22 protein-coding genes and 1 pseudogene are annotated in these 25,634 nt (G+C 52.8%); 6 read left to right on the top strand and 17 right to left on the bottom strand.

The genetic code is table 11. The features are described 5' to 3' along the window. Positions 1 to 24: 24 nt before the first annotated feature. The 4 genes from nagD to nagB are packed head-to-tail and all read right to left on the bottom strand — an operon-like array spanning position 25 to position 4,063. Entirely contained in the window at positions 25 to 777 is a 753-nt protein-coding gene (gene nagD / locus ACLJRS_RS11350) for a ribonucleotide monophosphatase NagD (protein ID WP_000153143.1), read from the bottom strand. 46 nt (positions 778 to 823) lie between these two features. After that, on the bottom strand, positions 824 to 2,044 hold the full coding sequence (gene nagC / locus ACLJRS_RS11345) for a DNA-binding transcriptional regulator NagC (RefSeq protein ID WP_000187578.1): 1,221 nt from the start codon (positions 2,042 to 2,044) through the stop codon (positions 824 to 826). A gap of 4 nt (positions 2,045 to 2,048) precedes the next feature. Then, a complete protein-coding gene (nagA, locus tag ACLJRS_RS11340; protein ID WP_000271186.1) occupies positions 2,049 to 3,203 on the bottom strand; it encodes an N-acetylglucosamine-6-phosphate deacetylase in 1,155 nt (384 codons plus the stop codon). 59 nt (positions 3,204 to 3,262) lie between these two features. Continuing rightward, positions 3,263 to 4,063 carry a glucosamine-6-phosphate deaminase gene (nagB, locus tag ACLJRS_RS11335; RefSeq protein WP_001237059.1) on the bottom strand — a complete coding sequence of 267 codons (801 nt, stop codon included), beginning with the start codon at positions 4,061 to 4,063 and terminating at the stop codon, positions 3,263 to 3,265. A gap of 326 nt (positions 4,064 to 4,389) precedes the next feature. Here nagB and nagE point away from each other — a divergent pair, with 326 nt between their 5' ends. The 4 genes from nagE to chiQ all read left to right on the top strand — a co-directional run bounded on the left by nagE (position 4,390) and on the right by chiQ (position 10,668). Continuing rightward, positions 4,390 to 6,342 (top strand): PTS N-acetyl glucosamine transporter subunit IIABC, encoded by a 1,953-nt coding sequence (gene nagE / locus ACLJRS_RS11330; protein WP_001023068.1) that lies wholly within the window; start codon positions 4,390 to 4,392, stop codon positions 6,340 to 6,342. 209 nt (positions 6,343 to 6,551) lie between these two features. Continuing rightward, positions 6,552 to 8,219 carry a glutamine--tRNA ligase gene (glnS, locus tag ACLJRS_RS11325; protein WP_001287182.1) on the top strand — a complete coding sequence of 556 codons (1,668 nt, stop codon included), beginning with the start codon at positions 6,552 to 6,554 and terminating at the stop codon, positions 8,217 to 8,219. Between the two features lie 660 nt (positions 8,220 to 8,879). Continuing rightward, complete coding sequence (gene chiP, locus ACLJRS_RS11320; protein ID WP_001258789.1) at positions 8,880 to 10,286, top strand: chitoporin ChiP; 1,407 nt, start codon at positions 8,880 to 8,882, stop codon at positions 10,284 to 10,286. 49 nt (positions 10,287 to 10,335) lie between these two features. Further along, positions 10,336 to 10,668 carry a ChiQ/YbfN family lipoprotein gene (gene chiQ / locus ACLJRS_RS11315; protein ID WP_000722260.1) on the top strand — a complete coding sequence of 111 codons (333 nt, stop codon included), beginning with the start codon at positions 10,336 to 10,338 and terminating at the stop codon, positions 10,666 to 10,668. Between the two features lie 48 nt (positions 10,669 to 10,716). On the opposite strand, the gene tcuC is transcribed toward chiQ, so the two are convergent. From tcuC to ybfF, 9 genes and pseudogenes are all read right to left on the bottom strand, one after another. Next, positions 10,717 to 12,021, bottom strand: coding sequence for a tricarballylate/proton symporter TcuC (gene tcuC, locus ACLJRS_RS11310; protein WP_000057014.1), 1,305 nt, complete (start codon positions 12,019 to 12,021; stop codon positions 10,717 to 10,719). A 50-nt stretch (positions 12,022 to 12,071) separates the two neighbouring features. After that, positions 12,072 to 13,211 carry a tricarballylate utilization protein TcuB gene (gene tcuB, locus ACLJRS_RS11305; RefSeq protein ID WP_000811131.1) on the bottom strand — a complete coding sequence of 380 codons (1,140 nt, stop codon included), beginning with the start codon at positions 13,209 to 13,211 and terminating at the stop codon, positions 12,072 to 12,074. After that, a complete protein-coding gene (gene tcuA / locus ACLJRS_RS11300) occupies positions 13,198 to 14,601 on the bottom strand; it encodes an FAD-dependent tricarballylate dehydrogenase TcuA (RefSeq protein WP_000228701.1) in 1,404 nt (467 codons plus the stop codon). The genes tcuB and tcuA overlap by 14 nt, the downstream gene beginning before the upstream one ends. 97 nt (positions 14,602 to 14,698) lie before the next feature. Further along, on the bottom strand, positions 14,699 to 15,625 hold the full coding sequence (tcuR, locus tag ACLJRS_RS11295) for a tricarballylate utilization LysR family transcriptional regulator TcuR (protein WP_000423381.1): 927 nt from the start codon (positions 15,623 to 15,625) through the stop codon (positions 14,699 to 14,701). Positions 15,626 to 15,739: 114 nt separating this feature from the next. Beyond that, positions 15,740 to 16,192, bottom strand: a complete 453-nt coding sequence (fur, locus tag ACLJRS_RS11290) for a ferric iron uptake transcriptional regulator (protein ID WP_000131699.1) — start codon at positions 16,190 to 16,192, stop codon at positions 15,740 to 15,742. Beyond that, positions 16,185 to 16,270 (bottom strand): annotated as a pseudogene (locus ACLJRS_RS11285) (ryhB-regulated fur leader peptide). The gene fur and the pseudogene ACLJRS_RS11285 overlap by 8 nt, the downstream one beginning before the upstream one ends. Positions 16,271 to 16,473: 203 nt before the next feature. Further along, positions 16,474 to 17,004 carry a flavodoxin FldA gene (gene fldA / locus ACLJRS_RS11280; RefSeq protein ID WP_001018621.1) on the bottom strand — a complete coding sequence of 177 codons (531 nt, stop codon included), beginning with the start codon at positions 17,002 to 17,004 and terminating at the stop codon, positions 16,474 to 16,476. A 150-nt stretch (positions 17,005 to 17,154) separates the two neighbouring features. Continuing rightward, on the bottom strand, positions 17,155 to 17,448 hold the full coding sequence (gene ybfE / locus ACLJRS_RS11275; RefSeq protein WP_001040939.1) for a LexA regulated protein: 294 nt from the start codon (positions 17,446 to 17,448) through the stop codon (positions 17,155 to 17,157). Between the two features lie 133 nt (positions 17,449 to 17,581). Continuing rightward, positions 17,582 to 18,352 carry an esterase gene (gene ybfF / locus ACLJRS_RS11270; RefSeq protein ID WP_000773245.1) on the bottom strand — a complete coding sequence of 257 codons (771 nt, stop codon included), beginning with the start codon at positions 18,350 to 18,352 and terminating at the stop codon, positions 17,582 to 17,584. Between the two features lie 184 nt (positions 18,353 to 18,536). Here ybfF and seqA point away from each other — a divergent pair, with 184 nt between their 5' ends. Together seqA and pgm are read left to right on the top strand one after the other, a co-directional pair. Beyond that, a complete protein-coding gene (seqA, locus tag ACLJRS_RS11265; protein WP_000848395.1) occupies positions 18,537 to 19,079 on the top strand; it encodes a replication initiation negative regulator SeqA in 543 nt (180 codons plus the stop codon). Between the two features lie 24 nt (positions 19,080 to 19,103). After that, a complete protein-coding gene (gene pgm / locus ACLJRS_RS11260; RefSeq protein WP_000974387.1) occupies positions 19,104 to 20,744 on the top strand; it encodes a phosphoglucomutase (alpha-D-glucose-1,6-bisphosphate-dependent) in 1,641 nt (546 codons plus the stop codon). A 114-nt stretch (positions 20,745 to 20,858) separates the two neighbouring features. Here pgm and ACLJRS_RS11255 read toward each other — a convergent pair whose 3' ends face one another. The 4 genes from ACLJRS_RS11255 to speFL all read right to left on the bottom strand — a co-directional run bounded on the left by ACLJRS_RS11255 (position 20,859) and on the right by speFL (position 25,406). Next, entirely contained in the window at positions 20,859 to 21,344 is a 486-nt protein-coding gene (locus ACLJRS_RS11255) for a pyridoxamine 5'-phosphate oxidase family protein (RefSeq protein ID WP_000070053.1), read from the bottom strand. Positions 21,345 to 21,408: 64 nt separating this feature from the next. Beyond that, on the bottom strand, positions 21,409 to 22,728 hold the full coding sequence (gene potE / locus ACLJRS_RS11250; RefSeq protein WP_000042658.1) for a putrescine-ornithine antiporter: 1,320 nt from the start codon (positions 22,726 to 22,728) through the stop codon (positions 21,409 to 21,411). Further along, entirely contained in the window at positions 22,725 to 24,923 is a 2,199-nt protein-coding gene (speF, locus tag ACLJRS_RS11245) for an ornithine decarboxylase SpeF (RefSeq protein ID WP_001292404.1), read from the bottom strand. The genes potE and speF overlap by 4 nt, the downstream gene beginning before the upstream one ends. Before the next feature lie 378 nt (positions 24,924 to 25,301). Further along, positions 25,302 to 25,406, bottom strand: a complete 105-nt coding sequence (gene speFL, locus ACLJRS_RS11240) for a leader peptide SpeFL (RefSeq protein ID WP_015632840.1) — start codon at positions 25,404 to 25,406, stop codon at positions 25,302 to 25,304. Positions 25,407 to 25,634: the final 228 nt, after the last annotated feature.

Raw genomic sequence — 25,634 nt, 5'->3', positions numbered from 1 at the left:
CGCGTCATCGGGCAGGGGGCAGGTTTAGATAACGTCTATCTCGGCGACGGAAGGGTAAATCCAGCTTGGGCGGAACGGCATACTGTCAATATCATTGATTGTTGATACGCCTGAAAGCACCAGAATGGTCTCCAGACCGGCCTGGAACCCCGCCAGAATGTCGGTGCGCAGGTTGTCGCCGACGATAACGGTCTCTTCCGAGTGCGCCTGCATTTTGTTTAACGCCGCGCGGATGATCCACGGGCTGGGTTTGCCGACATAAAACGGCTTCCGGCCGGAAATTTTTTCAATGCCTGCGCACAGCGCGCCGCAGGCCGGATAAAAGCCGCGACCGTGAGTATCCGGGTTGGTAGCGATAAAGCGCGCGCCATTGGCGACGAAAAATGCTGCTTTATGCATCATGTCCCAGTTGTAGGAGCGGGTTTCTCCAACGATGACAAAATCAGGGTTCACATCGGTAATGGTAAAACCCGCTTTATAGAGCTCGTGAATGAGCGCGCCTTCGCCCACGACATACGCTTTCTTACCTTCCTGACGGCGCAGAAAATCGGCTGTCGCCATTGCTGAAGTATAAAACACGCTGTCCGGCACGTTAACGCCAGCGGTAGCAAAACGGTTCGCCAGATCCTGGCCGGTTTGCGACGGGTAATTGGTCAGCAGCACCAGCGGCAAACCTTTTTCCAGAATCCCCGTCAGAAATTCCGCCGCACCGGGTACGGCTACGTTGTCGTGCATCAGCACGCCGTCGATATCGCAGATTACATTCTTGATGGTCATGAACTACCCAGGGAATTTGTGAATAATCCGATACTATAAGAGCGCATCAACTTTCCAGCAAACGTTGCAGCAATGTTCCGTTGAGCATGGCGCGTTTAACTAAGGCAAATGCGCCGATAGCAGAACGGTGATCCAGCGTGGAGCGTACCACCGGCAAATTTTTGCGAAATGCCTTTAACGCCTGCGTATTGATACAGCTTTCGATAGCGGGCAACAGGACTTTATCGGCTTCAATGATCTCGCCGGCAATGACGATTTTTTGCGGATTAAACAGGTTGATAGCAATGGCGATCGTTTTGCCCAAATGGCGACCAACATGCTCAATGACTTCCGAGGCCAGGCTGTCGCCCCGGTTTGCCGCCTTACAGATGGTTTTAATCGTGCAGTCGTCAAGCGGAACACGGCTTTGATACCCTTGTTTAAGCAAATTCAGCACCCGTTGTTCAATCGCCGCATTGGCGGCAATGGTTTCCAGACAGCCGAAATTACCGCAGTGGCAGCGCTCGCCCAACGGCTCCACCTGAATATGCCCAATTTCGCCGACGTTGCCGTTACGGCCAATGAAGATGCGTCCGTTGGAGATAATCCCGGCGCCAGTACCACGATGAACGCGCACCAGAATCGAGTCCTCGCAATCCTGACTGGCGCCGAAGTAGTGTTCCGCCAGCGCCAGGCTACGGATATCGTGTCCCACGAAACAGGTAACGTGAAACCGTTTTTCCAGCGCTTCGACCAGTCCCCAGTTTTCAACCTGAATGTGCGGCATGTAACGAATCACGCCGCTTTCCGGATCGACAAGCCCTGGCAGGATCACCGAGATAGCGATCAATTCACGAATTTTACGCTGACAGCTATCAATAAAGACGGCGATGGTGTTGAGCAGCGCATGTTCCAGCGTCTCCTGGGTGCGCTCCGGTAGCGGATAATGCTCCTCAGCGACCACTTTACTGCTCAGATCGTAGAGCGTTAAAGTGGTGTCATGACGCCCCAGGCGAACGCCAATGGCATGGAAGTTGCGGGTTTCCGTGACGATAGAGATAGCGCGGCGGCCTCCGGTAGAGGCCTGCTGATCGACTTCTTTGATCAGCCCGCGTTCAATGAGTTGACGCGTAATTTTCGTTACGCTGGCGGGGGCAAGCTGGCTTTGCTCGGCAATTTGTATGCGCGAGATAGGACCATGCTGGTCAATCAGGCGGTAAACGGCCGCGCTGTTAAGCTGTTTTACGAGATCAACGTTACCTATCTGAGCTTGTCCGCCTGGTGTCATATTCTCACTTACTCAAGTCAACGACCTCGTCACCATTAACGATGGTCTTGATAATTTTAAAATCGTGGGTGAACGCGGTCAGGTTGGCGACTTTACCCGGCGCAATGCTACCGAGATGTTTATCAACGCCGATAGCGCGTGCCGGATAGAGCGTTGCCATGCGCAGCACTTCATCCAGCGCGATGCCGCAATGCGCGACCAGGTTGCGTACGCCTTCAATCATGGTTAAGGACGAACCGCTCAACGTACCGTTTTCATCCACACACAGTCCATTGCGGTAGTATATTGTTTTACCTGCGAAAATGAACTGCTCAATATTGGCCCCCGCCGGTGCGGTGGCGTCTGTCACCAGACAAAGTTTGTCGCCTTTCAGGCGTTTGGCATTGCGAATGTTGGCGTAGTCGACATGCAGACCATCGGCGATAACGCCGCAATAAATATCCGCTTCGTCCAGAACAGCGCCAGCAAGGCCCGGCTCACGCCCTGTAATGTACGGCATCGCGTTAAACAGGTGAGTCGCAAAGGTAATCCCGGCGCGGAAGCCCGCTTTCGCCTCTTTTAACGTCGCGTTGGAGTGACCTGCGGAAACCACAATGCCCGCATTCGCCAGTTTAGCGATTACGTCGGCAGGCACCATTTCCGGCGCGAGTGTAACTTTGGTGATGACGTCGGCATTATCGCACAAGAAATCAACCAGCGCAGCGTCTGGTTTACGCACGAAATCAGGATTATGGGTGCCTTTTTTTACCAGATTAAGCCAGGGCCCTTCCAGGTGGAGACCCAGCGCCTGGTGCGGATGTTTTTCCAGGTATTCGCGCATGACGCGAATGCCCTGTTTCATCAATTCATCGCTGGTAGTGATAAGCGTTGGCAGAAAGTTAGTACAGCCCGATTTTTCATTGGCTTTCTGCATAATTTCCAGCGTTTCAACGCTGACGGCTTCTGCGGTATCGTTAAACTGCACGCCGCCGCAGCCGTTTAGCTGCACATCAATAAAACCGGGGGAGAGAATGGCCCCATTCAATGAGCGTTGTTCTATTCCCGGCGGCAGTTCGGCCATCGGACAAACGCGGTCAATCAGGCCATTAGCGACAACAAGCGCATGGTCATCAAGAATTTCGTGACCGGTAAAGATCCGGCCCTGGGTTAAAGCATACATTCCGACCCCCGATATCAAAAATTTACCGCCCCGCATTGACTGGCGGGGCGGAGACAACATTACAGACCTTTAATATTCTCTGCTTCTAATTCATTGAAATATTTCAATGTTTTAACTTTAAGTTCCATTGTGGAAGGCTCATCGCATACCACAACCGCTTTCGGATGGAGTTGCAGGCAGCTAATGGTCCACATGTGGTTGACGTTGCCTTCAACCGCCGCCTGCAGCGCCTGGGCTTTCTGATGGCCCAGCACCAGAATCATCACTTCTTCCGCATCCAGCAGCGTACCCACGCCTACCGTCAGCGCGTATTTCGGCACCTGGTTTACGTCACCGTCAAAGAAGCGGGAGTTCGCTACGCGAGTATCATGGGTTAACGTTTTGATACGGGTACGGGAAGCCAGGGAAGACGCCGGTTCGTTAAAGGCGATGTGACCGTCGTTGCCGACGCCGCCCATAAACAGATGGATTTTACCGTAAGAACGAATTTTTTCTTCATATTGACGGCATTCCGCATCGATATCCGGTGCGTTACCGTTGAGAAGATTGATGTTTTCTGCTGGAATATCAACGTGATCGAAAAAGTTACGATGCATAAAGCTGTGGTAGCTTTCCGGGTGCTCTTTCGGCAGGCCAACATATTCGTCCATATTAAAGGTGACCACATGCTTAAAGCTGACCTCGCCCGCTTTGTGCATCTCAACCAGCGCTTTGTACGCCGTTAGCGGCGTGCCGCCGGTAGGCAGTCCAAGGACAAACGGACGATCGGCGGTCGGTTTGAACGCATTAATACGGTTAACGATATGGCGAGCGGCCCATTTGCCAACCTGTTCTGCGGTACTCAGGGGGATCAGTCTCATTCTTCACCTCAATAATCAATGTCAAAATTTGGCGGATCGTATTAAGCGTAACCTGGATATCCAGGGTTCGTGTTCAATCCGTCCTGATTTTTTGAATCATAAAATAAGTTTTCCATGTTAGCCAGTGGATGGTGGGGGTAATTACGATATTTAGTGATTATAATCACAAAAAACACCCGTTTAATTTGCGAGGCGAATTAATTTTCCACACACTCTGCAGAAGATGATCTCACCGTTCGATTACAGAACATCACGTTTTTAACGTTTGCAGCACAATAAAAAACGGCTTCAAAGAAGCCATATCGGCGTCTCGTAGGGGGAATAAGATGAATATTTTAGGTTTTTTCCAGCGGCTGGGTAGGGCGTTGCAGCTCCCTATCGCCGTGTTGCCGGTGGCAGCGTTGTTGCTGCGATTCGGCCAACCAGATTTGCTGAATATGCCGTTTATCGCGCAAGCGGGCGGGTCTATTTTCGATAACCTGGCGTTGGTTTTCGCTATCGGCGTGGCCTCCAGTTGGTCTAAAGATAGCGCAGGCGCGGCAGCGCTGGCGGGAGCCGTGGGTTACTTCGTCATGACCAAAGCGATGGTGACGATTAACCCGGAAATCAACATGGGCGTGCTGGCGGGGATTATTACCGGTCTGGTCGGCGGCGCGGTTTATAATCGTTGGTCTGGTATCAAACTGCCTGATTTTCTCAGTTTCTTCGGTGGAAAACGTTTTGTGCCGATCGCAACGGGCTTTTTCTGTCTGGTGCTGGCCGCTATTTTCGGTTACGTCTGGCCGCCGGTACAGCATGGCATCCATGCGGGCGGTGAATGGATCGTTTCCGCAGGCGCGCTGGGTTCCGGTATCTTTGGCTTCATCAACCGTCTGCTGATCCCAACCGGTCTGCATCAGGTACTGAACACCATCGCCTGGTTCCAGATTGGTGAATTCACCAATGCCGCAGGCACTGTATTCCACGGCGACATCAACCGCTTCTATGCTGGCGACGGCACGGCGGGGATGTTTATGTCCGGCTTCTTCCCGATCATGATGTTTGGTCTGCCGGGCGCCGCTCTGGCGATGTATTTCGCCGCGCCGAAAGAACGTCGTCCGATGGTCGGCGGTATGCTGCTGTCTGTCGCGATCACCGCGTTTCTGACCGGCGTAACCGAGCCGCTGGAATTCCTGTTTATGTTCCTGGCGCCGCTGCTGTACCTCCTGCACGCCATTTTGACTGGTATCAGCCTGTTCGTCGCGACGTTGCTGGGTATCCATGCGGGCTTCTCTTTCTCGGCAGGCGCGATCGACTATGTTCTGATGTATAACCTGCCAGCGGCCAGCAATAACGTCTGGATGTTGCTGGTGATGGGCGTTGTATTCTTTATCATCTACTTCCTGCTGTTCAGCGCGGTTATTCGTATGTTTAACCTGAAAACGCCGGGCCGCGAAGATAAAGTTGATGAGATGGTAACGGAAGAAGCCAATAGCAACACCGAAGAAGGGTTAACGCAACTGGCGACCAGCTATATTGCTGCGGTTGGCGGTACGGACAACCTGAAAGCGATCGATGCGTGTATTACCCGTCTGCGCCTGACCGTGAACGACTCTGCTCGCGTCAACGATGCGGCCTGCAAACGCCTCGGCGCTTCCGGCGTGGTGAAACTGAACAAACAGACCATTCAGGTTATTGTCGGCGCGAAAGCGGAATCGATTGGCGATGAAATGAAGAAAGTGGTGGCGCGGGGGCCGGTCGCGGCAGCGTCTGCTGATGCGGCTCACGTTGCGACACCTGCTCCGGCGGCCAAACCCCAGGCGGTGCCGAATGCGGTGACTATCGCTGAACTGGTCTCTCCGATTACCGGTGAGGTAGTGGCGCTGGATCAGGTACCGGATGAAGCGTTTGCCAGCAAAGCGGTCGGCGACGGCGTGGCGGTGAAACCCACCGATAAAACCGTGGTTTCTCCGGCGGCGGGTACTATCGTGAAAATCTTCAACACTAACCACGCGTTCTGTCTGGAAACCGAAAAAGGCGCGGAGATCGTTGTCCATATGGGTATCGATACCGTCGCGCTGAACGGTCAGGGCTTCAAGCGTCTGGTCGAAGAGGGTGCGGAAGTCACGGCGGGTCAGCCGGTGCTGGAACTGGATCTAGACTTCCTGAATGCCAACGCGCGTTCCATGATAAGCCCGGTTGTTTGCAGCAACAGCGATGACTTCAGCGCTCTGGTCATCAAAGCGGATGGTCACGTGGTAGCGGGTAAAACGCCACTGTACGAGATCAAGAGCAAATAATCGCTTCCTGGCCGGATAAGGCGTAAGACGCCATCCGGCGATATCACAGGAAACATAAGCGGCAGAGGGAAACCTTCGCCGCTTTTTTTACCGCAATTAGCCCCAATATTTTCTGCAAAGCCACTTTTTAAGTAACTAAAGGTTGTCAGTCTGTCCGGCTTATAAGATCATATGCCGTTATACGTTGTTTACGCTTTGAGGAATCCACGATGAGTGAGGCTGAAGCCCGCCCGACTAACTTTATTCGTCAGATTATTGATGAAGATCTGGCGAGTGGTAAACATACCACTGTCCATACCCGTTTTCCGCCGGAGCCGAATGGCTATCTGCACATCGGCCACGCGAAATCTATCTGCCTGAACTTTGGCATTGCGCAAGATTATCAGGGCCAGTGCAACCTGCGTTTCGATGACACCAACCCGGTAAAAGAAGATATCGAGTACGTTGATTCGATCAAAAACGACGTCGAGTGGTTAGGCTTTCACTGGTCTGGCGATATTCGCTACTCCTCCGATTACTTTGACCAACTGCACGCCTATGCGGTCGAGCTCATCAATAAAGGCCTGGCCTACGTTGATGAGCTGACGCCGGAGCAGATCCGCGAATACCGCGGTACGCTGACCGCGCCGGGTAAAAACAGCCCGTTCCGCGATCGCAGCGTCGAAGAGAACCTCGCGCTATTTGAAAAAATGCGTACCGGCGGTTTTGAAGAGGGTAAAGCCTGTCTGCGCGCCAAAATCGACATGGCGTCGCCGTTTATCGTGATGCGCGATCCGGTGCTGTATCGCATTAAATTCGCCGAGCATCATCAGACCGGCAACAAGTGGTGCATCTATCCGATGTACGACTTTACTCATTGCATCAGCGATGCGCTGGAAGGCATTACTCATTCTCTGTGTACGCTGGAGTTCCAGGATAACCGTCGTCTGTACGACTGGGTGCTGGACAACATCACCATTCCGGTTCACCCGCGCCAGTACGAATTCTCGCGGCTGAATCTGGAATACACCGTGATGTCCAAGCGTAAGCTGAACCTGCTGGTGACCGACAAACACGTCGAAGGCTGGGATGATCCGCGTATGCCGACTATTTCCGGTCTGCGCCGTCGCGGCTATACCGCGGCTTCTATTCGTGAGTTCTGCAAACGCATCGGCGTCACCAAGCAGGACAACACCATTGAGATGGCGTCGCTGGAATCCTGCATTCGCGAAGATCTGAACGAAAACGCGCCGCGCGCGATGGCGGTAATCGATCCGGTAAAACTGGTTATCGAAAACTACCCGCAGGGCGAGAGCGAAATGGTTACCATGCCTAACCATCCGAATAAACCGGAGATGGGCAGCCGTGAAGTGCCGTTTAGCGGTGAGATCTGGATCGATCGCGCAGATTTCCGCGAAGAAGCGAACAAGCAGTACAAGCGTCTGGTGATGGGCAAAGAAGTGCGTCTGCGTAATGCCTACGTCATTAAAGCGGAGCGCGTAGAGAAGGATGCCGAAGGGAATATCACCACCATCTTCTGTACCTATGATGCCGATACGCTGAGTAAAGATCCGGCTGACGGGCGTAAAGTGAAAGGCGTAATCCACTGGGTTAGCGCAGCACATGCGCTGCCGATTGAAATTCGTCTCTACGACCGTCTGTTCAGCGTGCCGAATCCGGGCGCCGCGGAGGACTTCCTGTCTGTTATCAACCCCGAATCATTAGTGATTAAGCGGGGGTATGGCGAGCCGTCGCTGAAAGCGGCGGTAGCAGGAAAAGCTTTCCAGTTTGAACGTGAAGGCTACTTCTGCCTCGACAGCCGCTATGCAACGGCCGATAAGCTGGTCTTTAACCGCACCGTGGGCCTGCGTGATACCTGGGCGAAAGCGGGCGAGTAAGCACTGCGCCAACAGGCGAATGCTGTAAAAATACCTTGTCAACGCCGCGTTTTGCGGCGTTTTTTCTCTGCATTTCCAAGAGCCTATCCCATTAGGGCTATTTTACTTGCCATTTTGGACCTGGGCAGTGCTCGCCAAAACGCGTTAGCGTTTTGAACGCCGCTAGCGGCGGCCCGAAGGGCGAGCGTAGCGAGTCAAACCTCACGTACTACGTGTACGCTCCGGTTTTTGCGCGCTGTCCGTGTCCAAACTGGCTGCGCCAATAACGCCTGGTGGGATAGGCTCTAAGTCGATTCTCTTTTTTGCGAGGCGAATTAATTATTCTTTGAAAATTATTGATCTGATAAATGATTATTAATCTAAATGTTATAAGCGTCAGGTCAACAGGAGACAATTATTTTCATGCCTATGGAAAACAAGTCAATTTTCTTTCTGGCGGTCTGCTTCCCCCACCAGCAGTCGAATGTAACAGAAAGCAATTAAATATGTGCGGTTGCTCATATTATTACATACTGGTTACAGAAAGAGATTGATAATTCGCATCGCGAAAAATAGTCTATTTAACGTAGTAAATGAGGTTTCTCAGCGCTACTTTTTATTTTTATTTTTTCGCTGTTCGCTTTTGTCGGCAGCAATTTATACGTCAAAGAGGATTAACTTATGCGTACGTTTAGTGGCGAACGTAGTACGCTGGCTCTGGCTATCGCCGGTATCACAGCAATGTCGGGGTGGATCGTTGTTCCGCAGGCGCAAGCCTCCGGCTTTTTCGACGACTCCACGTTAACGGGCGGCATCTATTATTGGCAGCGTGAACGCGATCGCAAAGATGTGACCGACGGCGACAAATATAAAACTAACCTTTCTCATGCGACCTGGAACGCTAACCTGGATTTTCAGTCTGGTTACGCTGCGGATATGTTCGGTCTGGATATCGCGGCGTTTACCGCGATTGAAATGGCAGAAAACGGCGACAGCGGTCATCCAAACGAAATTGCTTTCTCGAAAAAGAATAAAGGCTACGACGAAGACTATTCCGGCGATAAGAGCGGTATCAGTCTTTATAAAGCCGCCGCGAAATTTAAATATGGCCCGGTCTGGGCGCGCGCCGGTTATATTCAGCCTACCGGTCAGACACTGTTAGCGCCGCACTGGAGTTTTATGCCGGGTACCTATCAGGGTGCGGAAGCCGGCGCCAGTTTTGACTATGGCGATGCGGGCGCGTTAAGTTTTTCCTACATGTGGACTAACGAATATAAAGCGCCGTGGCATACCGAAATGGATAAGTTTTATCAGGCGGATAAAAAAACCAATGTGGACTATCTCCACTCCATCGGCGCGAAATACGACTTCAAAAATGATCTGGTGCTGGAAGCGGCGTTTGGTCAGTCCGAAGGCTATGTCGATCAATATTTCGCAAAGGCCAGCTATAAATTTGATTTAGGCGGCAATCCGTTCACCACCAGTTACCAGTTCTACGGCGCGCGCGACAAAGTAGACGATCGCAGCGTGAATGATATTTACGACGGTACGGCCTGGCTGCAGGCGTTGACCTTCGGCTACAAAGTCGCGGAAGTGGTTGACCTGCGTCTGGAAGGCACCTGGGTGAAAGCGGACGGTCAGCAGGGCTATTTTCTGCAACGTATGACGCCAACCTACGCCTCTTCAAACGGTCGTCTGGATATCTGGTGGGATAACCGCTCCGACTTTAACGCTAACGGTGAAAAGGCGGTTTTCTTCGGCGCGATGTATGACCTGAAAAACTGGAATCTGCCGGGCTGGGCTGTGGGTGCGTCTTACGTTTACGCCTGGGATGCTAAACCGGCAACCTGGCAAAGTAACCCGGATGCTTACTACGACAAAAACCGCACTATTGAAGAGTCCTCATACAGTCTGGATGCGGTCTATACCCTGCAGGAGGGGCGTGCCAAAGGCACCATGTTCAAACTGCACTTCACCGAATATGACAACCACTCCAATATTCCAAGTTGGGGCGGTGGTTACGGCAACATCTTCCAGGATGAGCGTGACGTGAAATTTATCGTTATTGCGCCATTCACTATTTTCTGATGTCAGATGCGGCAGGCTGCCGGTCTGCCGCGCTGTTGAGGAACGACCTATGAAAAAAATTTTACTCATCGCCAGCATGACCGCCGGTTTGACGGCCTGCGCGTCATCACCCGCGCCGGAAGAAGATAGTCGGCTGAAAGAGGCGTACAGCGCCTGTATCAATACCGCACAGGGCTCGCCTGAGAAGATAGAGGCCTGCCAAAGCGTGCTGAATGTCCTTAAAAAAGAGCGTAAACATCAGCAATTTGCTAACGAAGAAAGCGTGCGGGTACTGGACTATCAGCAGTGCATTCAGGCGACGCGCACGGGTAACGATCAGGCGGTCAAGGCTGACTGCGATAAGGTCTGGCAGGAAATTCGCAGTCATAATAACGTGCAATAAAACCCTGCCTTGCCACCCACGGGCGAATGTTTTCCGCCCGTGGTTTTTTCAGGCTTTATTTTCTGCCGCGATATAGCCGCGACTCAGACGTACAAACAGCATCGCCGTCGCGGCAAGTCCACATAACGCTGCGCACATCAGCCACCAGCCGGGCGAGCTTTTATCGCCGGTTAACTTTACCAGCGCGGTAGAGATGGCCGGCGTCAGGCCGCCAAAAATCGCCGTCGCCAGGCTAAAGGCCAGCGAGAAACCAACGGTACGCACATAGACTGGCATCACTTCGGTTAACGCCGCGACCATTGCGCCGTTATACATGCCAAAAAAGAAAGAGAACCACAGCAGTACCAGCGTCATGCGGGTAAAGTCGGGCGCGGCGGTCAGCCACTGCATGACGGGCCAGGTGGTGATCAGCGCCAGCAACGTAATGCCCATTAACACGGCGCGACGGCCAATCCGGTCGGAAATCGCGCCGCCAATGGGTAACCAGATAAAATTGGACACCCCCACTAACATGGTGACGATCAAACTGTCCCGCGCGCTGAGATTAAGCACGGTTCTGCCATAGGTCGGTGTATAAACGGTGATAAAATAAAACGTTGTGGTGGTCATCGCCACCAGCAGCGTTCCGGCTGTAATAATGCGCCAGTTTTTGGCGATAGTTGCAAAAATTTCCCTGGTGTCGGGGCGATGCTTGCGTTGTAAAAACGCTTCTGTTTCTTGTAATGAACGACGTAAAACAAAAATCAGCGGAATGATCATACAGCCGATAAAGAACGGAATTCGCCAGCCCCACTCCGATATCGCGTCGTGTCCCAGCGTGATATTCAGGCTATAACCAATCAACGCGGCGACAACGATAGCGACCTGCTGACTGGCGGATTGCCAGCTGGTATAAAACCCTTTATTGCCTGGCGTTGCGATTTCGGACAGATAGACCGAGACGCCGCCTAACTCAACGCCCGCAGAAAATCCTTGTAATAACCGGCCCAACAGCACCAACGCAGGCGCTGCCAGGCCGATCGTTTGGTAGCCGGGGACGAGGGCGATGAGCAACGTACCGCAGCCCATAATCGCCAGTGTCACCATCAGCCCTTTACGGCGTCCGATTCTGTCAATATAGGCGCCAAGCACAATCGCGCCGACGGGGCGCATTAAAAAACCGGAGCCAAAGACGGCAAAGGTCAACATTAATGAGGCAAATTCGCTTTCCGCCGGAAAAAACGTTCTGGCGATATAGGTGGCGTAAAATCCGAACAAGAAAAAATCAAACTGTTCAAGAAAATTGCCGCTTGTCACGCGCAGTATTGCGCCGAACGTGCCGGCGCGCGATGTTGCAGGTGTGTGTTGTGCCATAGGGTTTGCTCTCCACTGTCTTTATTGTTTTATGGGTAAGATGTTGCGGGTCAGTTGCCTGTATCCCCCGCATGTTTTCCGCGTCGCTTCTCAACTGCCCATTTGAGTAAGGCCGCGCAGCGGAAAAATCCGTGGGCGAATTTTCCGTAGGGAAGGGTGAGAAAGAGCGCCATCACCACGCCTAAATGGAGCGCCAGCAGTATGCCCATTCCGCTGGTGTCTCTGCCTGCCAGCAGCGCCAGCCCGGTCAGACTGGTTAAGAACAGCAGCAGAATAAAGCCGCGATCCATGGGTTTCTGGCGCGCATCGCCATGTAACGGCGACCGCCGCAGATTGAGCCACAGTAGCCCGGCCGGGCCGATAAGCAGACCGATACCGCCCAACGTGCCGAGCATGACCGGCAGGCTAAAGAACGGGTAGGGCGCTTCCCAACCGGTGACGTAGTGATAGCCTGTCGCCACGACCGTGGCGGCAAAACAGAGCATAAAACCGTAAAAGGTAAAGTGATGAAAGCGACGGCGCAGCAGCGTGAACGCATCGTCCGCTTCGTTACAACCTTTGCCGTGACCGCCGTCGAGATATTTCAGCGTTAATGCATTGTGCGACGCTTCCGCAATCTCCGCCGAACGCGGTACACCCGGCGAGATCTCACGCCAGAAGCGGATTACGCCCGCCATAAGCAAACCGATTGCCAGCACAAAAACTGAGCCAAACATCCATGCCAGCAGGCTATGCGGAAAAATTTGATAGAAGTCACCGGCCAGCGGCGGATGAATCAGCGACCCTTTCAGCGCCATCGCCAGTAATAAAAAGAGCGTCAGACCGATTATCAGCGCCAGCGCGACGGTGATCCCCGCCCGACGGTATAACGCGCCAAAAGCCGCGGGCTGGGCATACTGTTGATACGTCTCCAGGCGGGCTTGCGCCATCGCTTTCGGCACGTTAATGGCAAATTCATGGGGCGGCGCGTACTGGCACGCGTGCAGGCAGGCGCCGCAGTTATGACATAAATTCGCCAGATAATGAATATCGGCTTTACCGAATTCGAGCCGCTGGGTCATCGCCGGAAATACCGCGCAAAAACCTTCGCAGTAGCGACACGCGTTACACACTTGCATGACGCGTTCGACCTCGGCTTCCGGTTCGGTAAGCACGGTGGCCTCAATGATTAATTTTTCAAGCTGTTTCATGCTGCGCCTCCTTGTGCGCCGCGCGGGCGGCTTCTATTCCCGCAATGCGGCCAAAGGTTGTGCCGATAGACATGCCTACGCCTGCGGTATACCCCTTGCCCAGAACATTTCCTGCCATCATCTCGCCGGCAACAAACAGGTTGCGGCTTGGATGACCGGCAAAATGCACCGCGGCACGTTCATTGACTTTCAGACCCAGGTAGGTAAACGTGATGCCGGGTCGCAGCGCATAACCGTAGTAGGGCGGTGCATCAAGCGGGCGCGCCCAGTGGGTTTTCGCCGGCGTCAGGTTTTTAGTAGCGCAGTCATCAAGCAAGGTATGATCAAAATGACCGGGCTGGCAGGCCTGGTTATACTGCGTGACGGTATGGGTAAATTTTTCCGCGTCCAGCCCCAACTGGCAGGCCAGCTCAGCCAGCGTATTGGCCTGCGCGCCAGGAAAAACCGGCGGCATAAAGTGGCCGATGGCTTTGCTGTCAATAATCGAATAGCCAATTTGTCCTGGCTGTTGAGCAACCAGCCGCCCCCAAATGGCGTAACGCTTCGGCCAGAAATCTTCGCCTTCATCATAAAAACGTTCGGCGTCGCGATTCACGACAATACCCAGCGATACGCAATCCACGCGAGTACAAATACCGCCGTCGTACAGCGGCGCCCTGGCATCAATCGCTACGCAGTGCGACTGGGACGGATCGCCAATGATATCCGCGCCGGCATCCATCATAAATTTGAGTAATACGCCCTGGTTAAAACGCGTGCCGCGAATCAGGAAATTATCCGCGGGCCATTCGCCGCGGGCGTTTTCTCCCCAGGCTTCCCGCAGCCATTCACGGTTTGATTCGAAACCGCCAGCCGCTAATACGCAGGCTTTGGCGGTAATACGTTCGCTACCTGCCAGCGCTGCTACGAATTCGCCGTCATGAAGTTCAAGAGCGTGAACCGGCGTGTTATAGCGAATCTGTACGCCCAGCTGTTCGGCGCTACGGTAATAGGCATTGACGAGCGCTTTCCCGCCGCCCATAAAAAACGCATTGGTGCGCGCAACGTGGAGCGCCCCAGATAGCGGCGGTTGAAAGTTAACGCCATGTTTGCGCATCCAGTCGCGGCATTGCGAAGAGGTGCGAATGACCAGCCGCGCCAGCGCCTCGTTGGTGTTGCCGTCGGTGACTCGCCACAGATCCTGCCAGAATTCCTCTTCAGGATAGCTTTCTACCAGCACATCCTGCGGCGCATCATGCATACAGCGCAGGTTTCGTGTGTGCTGAGAATTTCCGCCGCGCCATTCCCGCGGGGCAGCCTCCAGCAGCAGAACCGATGCGCCCGCTTCCCGTGCGGTCAGGGCGGCGCATAATGCGGCATTGCCTCCGCCTATCACCAGTACATCAACCATCTTATACTCCCGTACCATTTAACTATTTGTTAAATTTGTAATTGAAATGTATACGGATAAATAAGCGGCGCGCTATCAGGTAGCGCTAAACAGGGGTTTAGTAAGCGTAAAGGGTTGCGCCTGGCCATTCACCGGCGTCGACTAACTGACGCATAACTTTGGTAAGGACTACTCTGGCGGCAAGGCCGGCGGGCGTCAGTTCATCATCCGACAGGCTGACTAAAAAATTGGGGCGGCTGAGTACCGGATTATGGACGCCGATCACGCGTAGCGCGTCGTTATCCAGATGAGAAATCGCCGCGCCGGGCTGCAACGTGGCGCCAAGACCGTCGCGCACGGCGCGCATCAACAACGCCAGGCCGTCAATTTCCGCGACGATTTCAACGTTAAGCGCATGTTCCTGGCAGACAGCGTCCAGCCTGCCGCGCAGCCCGTGTCCCTGGCTTGGCATAATGAGCGGAATGCCTGCCAGTTGTTCAGGTGTGATCGGGTTATCAGGAAGCGCCGCCAGCAGGGCATGGGAGCCAATCAGAAAAAGCTGTTCTTCAAGGATCGGTCTGGCGCTCCAGCGCAGGATTTTATCTCTTTGAAAGACAACGGCTAAATCAATCTGGCGGGTATTGATCATTCTTTCCAGATTACCGGACAAGCTTTCCACCACATGCAGTCGGACATCGGCATAGTTTTCCTGCATGGCATGGATAAACGGTATACCCAGTATGGAGGCGGTACTGGGGGCCATTCCTACGCTCACATGACCGGAAAGGCGCGCTTCTCTGGCGGCGAGAATCGCGTCGTCGGCATGACGCAGGGCGAGTTGCGCCTGTGAATAAAAGGCCAGCCCGGCGTTGGTTGGCGTTACGCCGCGCGAGGTGCGCTGCAGCAGACGGATAGCAAGCTCGTTTTCCAGACGGGACATCTGTTGACTTAATGCTGAAACGCCAATATCAAGATCCTGTGCGGCGCTGCCCATACTGCCGGTTTCAATAATACGCACGAAATAGCGTAACTGGCGAAGCTCCATTCCTGCTCTCCTGAGATGCGATAGCGTTTTTTACATTAAATCAACATCAAGCGGCAGGAAAGGGGAGGATATAAAAAAGCCAACCGGGCGGTTGGCTCTTCGAAAGATTTACACTTATTTAGTCGCGTCATCGTGCGCGTGCTCGTCTTCGCGGCAGTCGCCTTCAGCGCAGTGGCCGTAAAGATAGAGGCTGTGATTAGTTAAACGAATACCGTGTTTCGCCGCAATTTCACGCTGGCGCGCTTCAATAGAGTCATCACTAAATTCAATCACTTTTCCGCAGTCAAGGCAGATAAGATGGTCGTGATGATGCTGTTGCGTCAGTTCAAAAACGGATTTACCGCCTTCAAAATTATGGCGGGTCACGATACCGGCATCGTCAAACTGGTTCAGCACACGGTATACGGTTGCCAGACCGATTTCTTCACCCATGTCGATCAGGCGTTTGTATAAATCTTCCGCACTGACGTGATGGTTATCTGGTTCCTGAAGAACTTCCAGAATTTTTAAACGAGGAAGCGTTACTTTCAGGCCAGCCTTCTTTAATGCGGTATTGTTGTCAGTCATGCGGAATCTGTCCTGTTGCTAAGCGATTCACTTCATTAGAGAAGTGACAGAAATTGCACTCAAGATAATGCGTATCATTATAGGACTGCCATGCCGAAATGAAAACCGCAAGTCTCTCGCAGATGTTAATAAAACTGTGGTTTTGCCTGCAAATTCTGGCGCCACCTGATTACACCCGGACATTGTACAGGGATGGGTGCGAAAGTTACAAATTTGTAGCAATTATTTTGATTGGTCTTGTCTATTGATGCGGCGCAGATATAACGCTGCGCCGCATAAGATTAGGCGTTGAGGATGTCGTCGAGGTGCAATTCAGCCGAAACTTGCTTAACCCATTTTTCAACACGCTCGGCGGTCAGTTCAGGCTGACGGTCTTCGTCAATCGCCAGGCCGACAAAATGATCGTCGTCAGCCAGACCTTTAGAGGCTTCAAAATGATAGCCTGCGGTTGGCCAGTGACCCACAATCGTGGCGCCGCGCGGCTCAATAATGTCGCGAATCGTGCCCAGCGCATCACAGAAGTATTCCGCGTAGTCTTCCTGATCGCCACAGCCAAATAGCGCCACCAGCTTACCGTTAAAGTCAATCTCTTCGAGAGTCGGGAAGAAGTCATCCCAGTCACATTGCGCTTCGCCATAGTACCAGGTTGGGATGCCCAGCAGCAGAATGTCATACCCTTCCAGGTCTTCTTTACTGCTTTTTGCAATGTCATGCACATCGGCAACGTCTTTACCAAGCTGTTTTTGAATCATTTTTGCGATATTTTCGGTATTACCGGTGTCGCTGCCGAAAAAGATGCCAGTGATTGCCATGAGTAAAATAACCTCTTGAAACTTATTGAAATGGTGGTGGCGAATTGCCCACGGATAAGGGCAATCATAGCAGAACAGGCAGATATGCGGAAACAGCAATCACGCGGGACTGCACGCTCTGCTACACGAAATATGAAACAAAACTTATTTTCAGACTAAACCCTGGCCGCGCAGCGCCATAAGCTGCTTCATTAATATTTCTTCAATGAGCTCGCTGCGGCTAATGTTGCGCGCTTCGGCCAGCTCATTCAGCGCGTCAACCGCTTGTGCGTTGAGTTTTAATTCGACACGCTTGAGGCCACGAACTTTGTCGCGTTTTAACTGGTTGCGCTTGTTGATGCGTAACTGTTCATCGCGCGAAAGCGGATTCGTTTTAGGTCGTCCCGGGCGACGCTCGTGCGCGAACAGATCTAATGTCGTACGGTCCGTTTGTTCTTTGGCCATGATTTTGGTGACTTCGGGGGAAACAATCAGCCAGGCTTATGCCCGGATGGATAGCGCGCCATCATACATCAGCGAGGAAGCGACGCCAACGCCCGCGCGCGTAATCGCGCACAGGCGATGAGTTTTTAATCAGTTAGCGTTTATCGTGCAGATAACGGCGGATGGCGCGCAGAACCGCCTCAGGTTTTTCGGCATGTACCCAGTGGCCCGCGCCAGCGATCACATGCGCGCGCGCCAAAGGGAATTGCGCCAGCAGCGCGTCGCGGTACGCTTCGGTCACGTACGGCGAGTTACCGCCTGGAATAAACAGTGCCGGATGTTCCCAGGGCGGAATGGTTTCCCAGCCGACGATATGCGGATACTGCTCCCATAATACCGGAACATTAAAACGCCATTCGCCTTCAGCCCAGGATTTTAACAGAAACTGGATCACGCCTTCTTCGTTGAGGTGTTGGCGCATAATCCCTGCCGCCTGTTGGCGGGATGTCGCGTCGGATTCGCTGACGGCATTAATGGCCGCGAAAATGCGATCGTGGCGGCGAACGTGATAATCCACGGGGGCGATATCAATCGCGACCAGACGATCGATGCGATCGGGCGCCAGCGCCGTCAGCGCCATTACCGCTTTTCCGCCCATGGAATGACCAATAAACGTCGCTTTTTCAATCTGCTGCGCGTCAAGCGTATCCAGAAGATCCTGGGCCATTGCCGGATAATCCATGACCGGATCGCGCGGCGATAAACCATGATTGCGCATATCGACCTGAATAATGTCGTGATCGGTCACCAGATCGCGCGCCAGTACGCCGAGGTTGTCCAGGCTGCCAAACAGACCATGAACGAGAACGATGGGGGAATTATTGTGCAGGTTTTGTGCAGATTGCGCTCGGATGTTTAATTTCATGGCAAAGTTCTTTTTTTCGCTCTGTCGGGTTAGGGTATTATGTTGACCATTCTGCCACTGGGCTGCAACCTCTAAGGTTTACTCCGAGTTTTTTTGTCAGCCGGGCTTAACGCTATCCGCTGTTGGGATTTGTTCCTATAATCCCAATGACTTGTATTCAGCAAAGACATCGCACTGGATTAAGATGAAAACGATTGAAGTTGATGATGAACTCTATAGCTATATTGCCAGCCACACCAAGCATATCGGCGAGAGCGCATCCGACATTTTACGGCGTATGTTGAAGTTTTCCGCCACGACACAGCCAACGGCTTCAGCGGTGAAGGGGACGCCTGCGGCGCAACCCGTTGCCGAAGCGAAACCGGTTAACCCGGTAAAAGACAAAGTTCGCGCGATGCGTGAGCTGCTGTTGTCTGACGAATATGCCGAGCAGAAAAAAGCGGTCAACCGCTTTATGCTGATTCTGACTACACTCTATTCACTGGATCACCACGCGTTTGCGGAGGCGACGGAGTCGTTGCATGGCCGCACGCGCGTCTATTTTGCGGCGGATGAACAAACGCTGCTGAAAAATGGGAATCAAACTAAACCTAAGCACGTTCCCGGCACGCCGTACTGGGTGATCACCAACACCAACACCGGCCGTAAATGCAGCATGATCGAACACATCATGCAGTCAATGCAATTCCCGGCGGAATTGATTGAAAAGGTTTGCGGAACAATTTAATCCTTGCATTAGAAGGACCAGGCAATGGCAATCCACAACCGCGCAGGACAACCCGCGCAACAGAGTGATTTGATTAACGTCGCCCAACTGACGGCGCAGTATTATGTACTGAAACCGGAGGCAGGGAATGCAGAACATGCCGTGAAATTTGGCACTTCCGGCCATCGCGGCAGCGCAGGTCGTCACAGTTTCAACGAACCGCATATTCTGGCGATCGCCCAGGCGATTGCTGAAGAGCGGGCGAAAAACGGCATTACCGGCCCCTGCTATGTGGGGAAAGATACCCATGCGCTCTCGGAACCGGCCTTCATTTCCGTGCTGGAAGTGCTGGCGGCAAACGGCGTAGACGTTATCGTGCAGGAAAATAATGGCTTTACGCCAACGCCTGCCGTGTCAAATGCTATCCTGGTCCATAACAAAAAAGGCGGCCCGCTGGCTGATGGTATTGTCATTACGCCGTCGCACAACCCGCCGGAAGATGGCGGTATTAAATATAATCCGCCCAATGGCGGCCCGGCGGATACCAACGTCACTAAAGTGGTAGAAGATCGTGCCAATGCGCTGCTGGCGGGCGGCCTGCAAGGCGTTAAGCGCATCTCTCTGGATGCGGCAATGGCCTCGGGCCACGTTAAAGCGGTAGATCTGGTACAGCCGTTTGTCGAAGGGCTGGCGGATATCGTTGATATGGCGGCGATTCAGAAAGCCGGTCTGACGCTGGGTGTCGATCCGCTGGGCGGCTCCGGTATTGAATACTGGAAACGTATCGCTGAGCATTACAAACTTAACCTGACGTTAGTTAACGATCAGGTTGATCAAACCTTCCGCTTTATGCACCTTGATAAAGATGGCGCGATCCGTATGGATTGCTCCTCCGAATGTGCGATGGCGGGTTTGCTGGCGCTGCGTGACAAGTTTGACCTGGCCTTCGCCAACGACCCGGACTACGACCGTCATGGCATCGTGACGCCTGCAGGGCTGATGAACCCGAACCATTATCTGGCGGTCGCCATTAACTATCTGTTCCAGCATCGTCCGCTGTGGGGCAAAGACGTGGCTGTCGGTAAAACGCTGGTCTCTTCCGCGATGATTGACCGCGTGGTGAATGACTTGGGACGCAAGCTGGTAGAAGTGCCGGTTGGCTTCAAATGGTTTGTTGACGGTTTGTTCGACGGCAGCTTTGGTTTCGGCGGGGAAGAGAGCGCGGGCGCTTCGTTCCTGCGTTTCGACGGTACGCCGTGGTCTACCGATAAAGACGGTATCATCATGTGCCTGCTGGCGGCGGAAATCACCGCCGTTACCGGGAAAAACCCGCAAGAGCATTACAATGAACTGGCAGCGCGTTTTGGCGCGCCGAGCTATAACCGTCTGCAGGCGAGCGCGACCTCCGCGCAGAAAGCGGCATTGTCTAAACTGTCTCCGGAAATGGTGAGCGCCAGCACGCTGGCAGGCGACCCGATCACCGCGCGTCTTACCGCAGCGCCGGGTAATGGCGCATCGATTGGCGGCCTGAAGGTAATGACCGATAACGGCTGGTTCGCCGCGCGTCCATCCGGTACGGAAGACGCTTACAAGATCTATTGCGAAAGCTTCCTGGGGGAAGAACATCGCAAGCAGATTGAGAAAGAAGCCGTTGAAATCGTTAGCGAAGTATTGAAAAACGCCTGATGGGCGATATGGAAGAAAAAGGAGCCGTAAGGCTCCTTTTTTATATTAACGGCGCTGCGCTTATCAGGCCTGTAAATCGCCTCCAGGCCGGATAAGGCGCTTGTGATATCTGACTTATTCGCTCTGAGTCGCCAGATGTCGGCGGCAGGTGAGGGCGTCGCATTCGATACGCACCACGCAAACCGCTTTCATCATATCTTCCCGATAACTGAAGGTTTTTCCCGGATCGGTCTGGCGCATAATGACGTCCAGGCCGTGGCGCATCTCCTCGCGCGTTTGCAATATCGATGCCAGTCCGGTGGCGAAAACGCTGGTGTAGGCGTAGCTATAATCACAGGGGTCATCGGCACGTAGTAATGCATGGTCGCCGTCCATTTCAATGCATACTGCCGGGTTCTTACGTAACAGACGCATCTTTTTCCCGGTGCGTGCGCCGTGAAAATAAAATATCCAGCGTCCGTTCTGATACTCGTAGCCAAAATTTACGGGGACAACATACGGACAGAGATTGTCGTTAAACCCTATCCGACACACTTCGTGTTTACTGAGAATAGCCAGTATTTCTGCTATATCAGTGACTTCCCGTTCTGGATTACTCATTTCTATTATCTTATTCAAAGAGTGAAAATGCCCGGACTACCGTTACCGCAGCCCGGGCGCGCCATCAGCCGTGTTTATTTTTCAATTCAAAACGCGGTGAGACCAGGCCGTATAACGTCCAGCCGAGGAAGGTCACAATTGAGCCGTACAGCATGGCTTCTTCACCGGAGGAATATAGCGCGTAGAAGCTATACATGGCGCCAACGAAGGCCACGAAGTTAGCGACTTTCGCTTTTGATGACGGCACATTCGCCATTTTCTGAATGATAACCAGCGCGGCCATCGACAGAATATACGGAATAATGTTCGTCACCACCGCCAGGTTAACCAGGACGTTAAACTGACTATTCAGCGACGGGCTAATGGTCATCAGCGACAGGCCAGTCTGAATAATCACAATAATCAACATCCCCTGTACCGGCGCGTCGACTTTCGTTACACGAGAGAAGACTTTCGGGAAATAGCCTTCGTCAGCGGAGGATTTAAAGACCTGAGCGATAGTGAACTGCCAGCCCAGCAGCGAGCCGCAGCAGGACATTACCATCAGCGCCATGATCACTTTACCTACCGCAGGCGTGAACATCTGTGCAAACGCCAGACCAAACGGCGCCGTGGAGTTCGCCAGATCCATGTTCGGCACAATCCCGGCAATCACGTTAGTCGAAACGATATAGATGACCGCCGCGCCCAGCGTACCGCCCAGTACCGCAATGGGGACGTTCTTTTCCGGATTCTCGACCACGTCTGCGTTGGCGCAGGCGGATTCCAGTCCAAGAAATGCCCACAACGTCATGGCGATGGAAGAACCGACCGCGCTAAAGAACGGAACATGGTGCGGGTTCCATGACGCTACGTACATGCTGGGGCTAAACCAGAACCAGCCAATGATGCACAGGCCGACAACCGGAATGATGACGCCCCAAACGGTAACGCTACTGATCTGTCCGGTAATACGCGCGCCGCCAAAGTTTGCGATAGTACAAACCCACAATACGGCGATAGTCGCCAGACCGATCTGGAGCGGCGTCAGCGCGGCGCCGAACAGTTCGGTGCCATAGCCGACAGCGGAGATGGCGATAGCCACGTTGGCTATCAGCAGCGAGACGCCGTAGGTATAGTTCGCCATAAAGTTGCCGGATTTACCGAAGGCATATTCGGCGTAACCGCCCATGCCGCCGGATTTACGGCTAAACATACCGCATTTCGCAAACGCCCAGGCCAGCGCCATCGAGCCGACGGCGGTGACCAGCCAGGAGATAATGGATATCGTGCCGACTTCAGACAGTTTGGTCGGTAGCATGATGATCCCGGAGCCCATCATGTTGACCATAGTCAGAATTGTGAGCTGCACGACACCCATTTTATTGGATTTAGGTTTACTCATAATTTTTCCTCCTTCAGCAGGGCGCGCTGCGCGTCACGAGGTTTAATGACGTAGCACCAGACCTGCTTACGGCCGTCGTGTTCTTCGATATAAACGCCCTGCAGTTCAGGCGCAAAGCCCGGCAGCAGGTTGATCCCTTCTTCCAGGGCGCTGAAGTAACGCAGGACAGAACCGCCCCAGATTTCACCCGGAACTACACACAGCACTCCCGGCGGGTAAGGCAGAGCGCCTTCAGCCGCGATACGACCTTCCGCTTCCGGCAGGCGAACCAGTTCGACCTCGCCGCGCAGATAGGCATAGTTGGCCTCTTGCGGATTCATACTGACTTTCGGGAAATGCGATTTACGGAACATTTCTTTTTGCAGTTGTTTCACGTTGTGCCGCGCATAGAGATCGTGCATCTCCTGGCAAAGCTGACGCAGGGTATAGCCGGCATAACGCGCTTCATGCTGTTTGTAGATGGACGGTAATACTTCCGCTAACGGCGCATCATCTTCCAGCAGTTTTTCGAAACGAGCCAGCAGGGCGACAAGCTGTTGTAACTTCGCCATGTCTTCTGCCGGCGTCAGCAGGAACAGAATGGAGTTGAGGTCGCATTTTTCCGGCACAACGCCGTTCTCGCGCAGGAAGTTGGCGAGGATCGTGGCAGGAACGCCAAAGTCTTCATATTCGCCGCTCGCTGCATTAATGCCCGGTGTGGTGAGCAGCAGTTTGCAAGGGTCGACAAAGTACTGATGTTCGGCATAGCCTTCAAACGCATGCCAGTGTTCTCCCGGAACGAAGTGGAAGAAGCGCAGATCGCTGGCGATCTCTGACGTCGGGTATGACTGCCACGGCTTACCATCAATCAGTTCCGGTACGAACGGACGGATGTGATGACAGTTTTCGAGGATCAATTTACGGGCATCGATGCCGTTAACCACGCAATCCATCCACATATTGCGACCGCTGACGCCTTCGTGCATTTTGGCGTTAACGTCCAGCGCGGCGAACAGCGGATAGAACGGGCTGGTGGAGGCATGCATCATAAAGGCGTTGTTCATGCGCTTATGCGGAACGTAGCGCGATTGCCCTTTGATATGGCTATCTTTTTTATGGATCTGCGAGGTCTGGGAGAAACCGGCTTGTTGTTTATGAACGGACTGCGTCACCAGAATACCCGGATCGTTTTCGTTCAGTTCCAGCAGCAGCGGCGAACAATCGGCCATCATCGGAATAAATTGTTCATAGCCGACCCAGGCGGAGTCAAACAGGATGTAGTCGCACAGGTGACCAATTTTATCGACGACCTGACGGGCGTTATAAATGGTACCGTCGTAGGTGCCTAACTGGATGACGGCCAGACGGAATGGACGTGCTTCGCGGGCACGCTGCGGCGCGACTTCGCTAATCAGCTCGCGCAGGTAATCTTCTTCGAAGCAGTGAGCGTCGATCCCGCCGATAAAACCATACGGGTTACGCGCGGTTTCCAGATAAACTGGCGTTGCGCCCGCCTGCAATAATGCGCCGTGGTGGTTAGATTTGTGGTTGTTACGGTCAAACAGTACCAGATCGCCCGGCGTTAACAGCGCGTTGAGTACGACTTTGTTAGAGGAGGAGGTCCCGTTCAGCACAAAGTAGGTCTTATCGGCGTTAAAGACTTTCGCCGCATGTTGCTGCGCAATGCAAGGCGCGCCTTCGTGAATCAGCAGATCGCCCATCGCCACGTCCGCGTTGCATAGGTCGGAGCGGAAGAGCGTTTCGCCAAAGTATTCCACGAACTGATTACCGGCAGGATGACGGCGGAAGAATTCGCCGCCCTGATGCCCCGGGCAGTCAAATGCGCTGTTGCCCTGGTTGACATAATCCACCAGCGCGCGGAAAAACGGCGGACGTAACTGCGTTTCGTAGTGGCTTGCTGCGGTTTCCAACTGGCGACCATAGAAGGCAGTACGGGATTCATTATATTCGAATACACCAGAGATACGCGGCAAATACTCAGGCGGTACGCGCCCTTCGTCATGAGTCGCGACAAATACGGGAATACCGTAACCCGTTGCGTCGATTTCATCGAGTTTTCCGTGTTCAATGTCGTCGATGGATAACACGATGGCAGCCACGTCGATGAAACGACTCTCATCAACATTTACAATATTACGGTGTGTAGAAAAACAATCCGGGCAATGACGGCTAACGGCAATTTTTAATTCTGACATTTTTCATCTCTTTATTTCAGGTAATAGCAGGCCCTCAATTTCTCGCATGAGAAACTGATTCTTCCGGAAAAAATCAAAGCTATCCCGCTGATAAAAAATCAGTAAATTAGCTTTATTTTAGATGTAATAAATCCCAACCCGTCCGGTTGCAGGAAATTCAGGATTTAAGGAGTTGAGTACTACGATATACAGGCAGAAACCGCGATAACTAAAATTGCGCTGAGTCGGAGTTTCTTCTGTCAAACCATATAGTTAGTTGGCTTGGCGTAAAGGAATTACCGTACTGTCGCTTTTAACAATTCGAGTTATTTAGGCAATAGACCTGAATGACATAAGGGTCGGAAAGACCTGTATGCTGAAGTACCCGTAGCAGAAAAACTACCGGGCATTAAAGAAATGAAAGTCGAAACTATTACGGTGGGCAAACATCATAATATGCGTTGTCCGCCTTATATGGGGCATAAAACGATTATTATTTTCCATTTTGAGGTCCTTTCATTGATTTATTGAAAGCATGGATATTTTATCCAGGAAGCGCCAGCAATCTGTGAACCAGATCAACAAAAAACGATCATTTGAAAAATAATTAGTCGGCGATTATGCATATCGTGCTGTGAAATAACGGATTGTTTCTTAAATGTTAATTATATGTTTTTTATATTCTCCATAAAATATAATATCGCCGCGAAAATAATTATTCGCGACGCCGAA

Origin of the sequence: Salmonella sp. SAL00670 (assembly GCF_046552235.1) — a bacterium.
Taxonomy (GTDB): domain Bacteria; phylum Pseudomonadota; class Gammaproteobacteria; order Enterobacterales; family Enterobacteriaceae; genus Salmonella; species Salmonella enterica.
The sequence above is the reverse complement of the archived record's forward strand: the minus strand, read 5'-3'. Positions and strand labels throughout refer to the sequence as shown.

Bases quoted from the DNA above. Each gene is read 5' to 3' on its own strand.
- pgm (WP_000974387.1), top strand. From the start codon at position 19,104: ATGGCAATCCACAACCGCGCAGGACAACCCGCGCAACAGAGTGATTTG.
- nagA (WP_000271186.1), bottom strand. From the start codon at position 3,203: ATGTATGCTTTAACCCAGGGCCGGATCTTTACCGGTCACGAAATTCTT.
- potE (WP_000042658.1), bottom strand. From the start codon at position 22,728: ATGAGTAAACCTAAATCCAATAAAATGGGTGTCGTGCAGCTCACAATT.
- chiP (WP_001258789.1), top strand. From the start codon at position 8,880: ATGCGTACGTTTAGTGGCGAACGTAGTACGCTGGCTCTGGCTATCGCC.
- nagB (WP_001237059.1), bottom strand. From the start codon at position 4,063: ATGAGACTGATCCCCCTGAGTACCGCAGAACAGGTTGGCAAATGGGCC.
- fur (WP_000131699.1), bottom strand. From the start codon at position 16,192: ATGACTGACAACAATACCGCATTAAAGAAGGCTGGCCTGAAAGTAACG.
- tcuR (WP_000423381.1), bottom strand. From the start codon at position 15,625: ATGGAGCTTCGCCAGTTACGCTATTTCGTGCGTATTATTGAAACCGGC.
- tcuC (WP_000057014.1), bottom strand. From the start codon at position 12,021: ATGGCACAACACACACCTGCAACATCGCGCGCCGGCACGTTCGGCGCA.
- ybfF (WP_000773245.1), bottom strand. From the start codon at position 18,352: ATGAAATTAAACATCCGAGCGCAATCTGCACAAAACCTGCACAATAAT.
- speFL (WP_015632840.1), bottom strand. From the start codon at position 25,406: ATGGAAAATAATAATCGTTTTATGCCCCATATAAGGCGGACAACGCAT.
- fldA (WP_001018621.1), bottom strand. From the start codon at position 17,004: ATGGCAATCACTGGCATCTTTTTCGGCAGCGACACCGGTAATACCGAA.
- speF (WP_001292404.1), bottom strand. From the start codon at position 24,923: ATGTCAGAATTAAAAATTGCCGTTAGCCGTCATTGCCCGGATTGTTTT.
- nagE (WP_001023068.1), top strand. From the start codon at position 4,390: ATGAATATTTTAGGTTTTTTCCAGCGGCTGGGTAGGGCGTTGCAGCTC.
- seqA (WP_000848395.1), top strand. From the start codon at position 18,537: ATGAAAACGATTGAAGTTGATGATGAACTCTATAGCTATATTGCCAGC.
- chiQ (WP_000722260.1), top strand. From the start codon at position 10,336: ATGAAAAAAATTTTACTCATCGCCAGCATGACCGCCGGTTTGACGGCC.
- ybfE (WP_001040939.1), bottom strand. From the start codon at position 17,448: ATGGCCAAAGAACAAACGGACCGTACGACATTAGATCTGTTCGCGCAC.
- tcuB (WP_000811131.1), bottom strand. From the start codon at position 13,211: ATGAAACAGCTTGAAAAATTAATCATTGAGGCCACCGTGCTTACCGAA.
- tcuA (WP_000228701.1), bottom strand. From the start codon at position 14,601: ATGGTTGATGTACTGGTGATAGGCGGAGGCAATGCCGCATTATGCGCC.
- nagC (WP_000187578.1), bottom strand. From the start codon at position 2,044: ATGACACCAGGCGGACAAGCTCAGATAGGTAACGTTGATCTCGTAAAA.
- nagD (WP_000153143.1), bottom strand. From the start codon at position 777: ATGACCATCAAGAATGTAATCTGCGATATCGACGGCGTGCTGATGCAC.
- ACLJRS_RS11255 (WP_000070053.1), bottom strand. From the start codon at position 21,344: ATGAGTAATCCAGAACGGGAAGTCACTGATATAGCAGAAATACTGGCT.
- glnS (WP_001287182.1), top strand. From the start codon at position 6,552: ATGAGTGAGGCTGAAGCCCGCCCGACTAACTTTATTCGTCAGATTATT.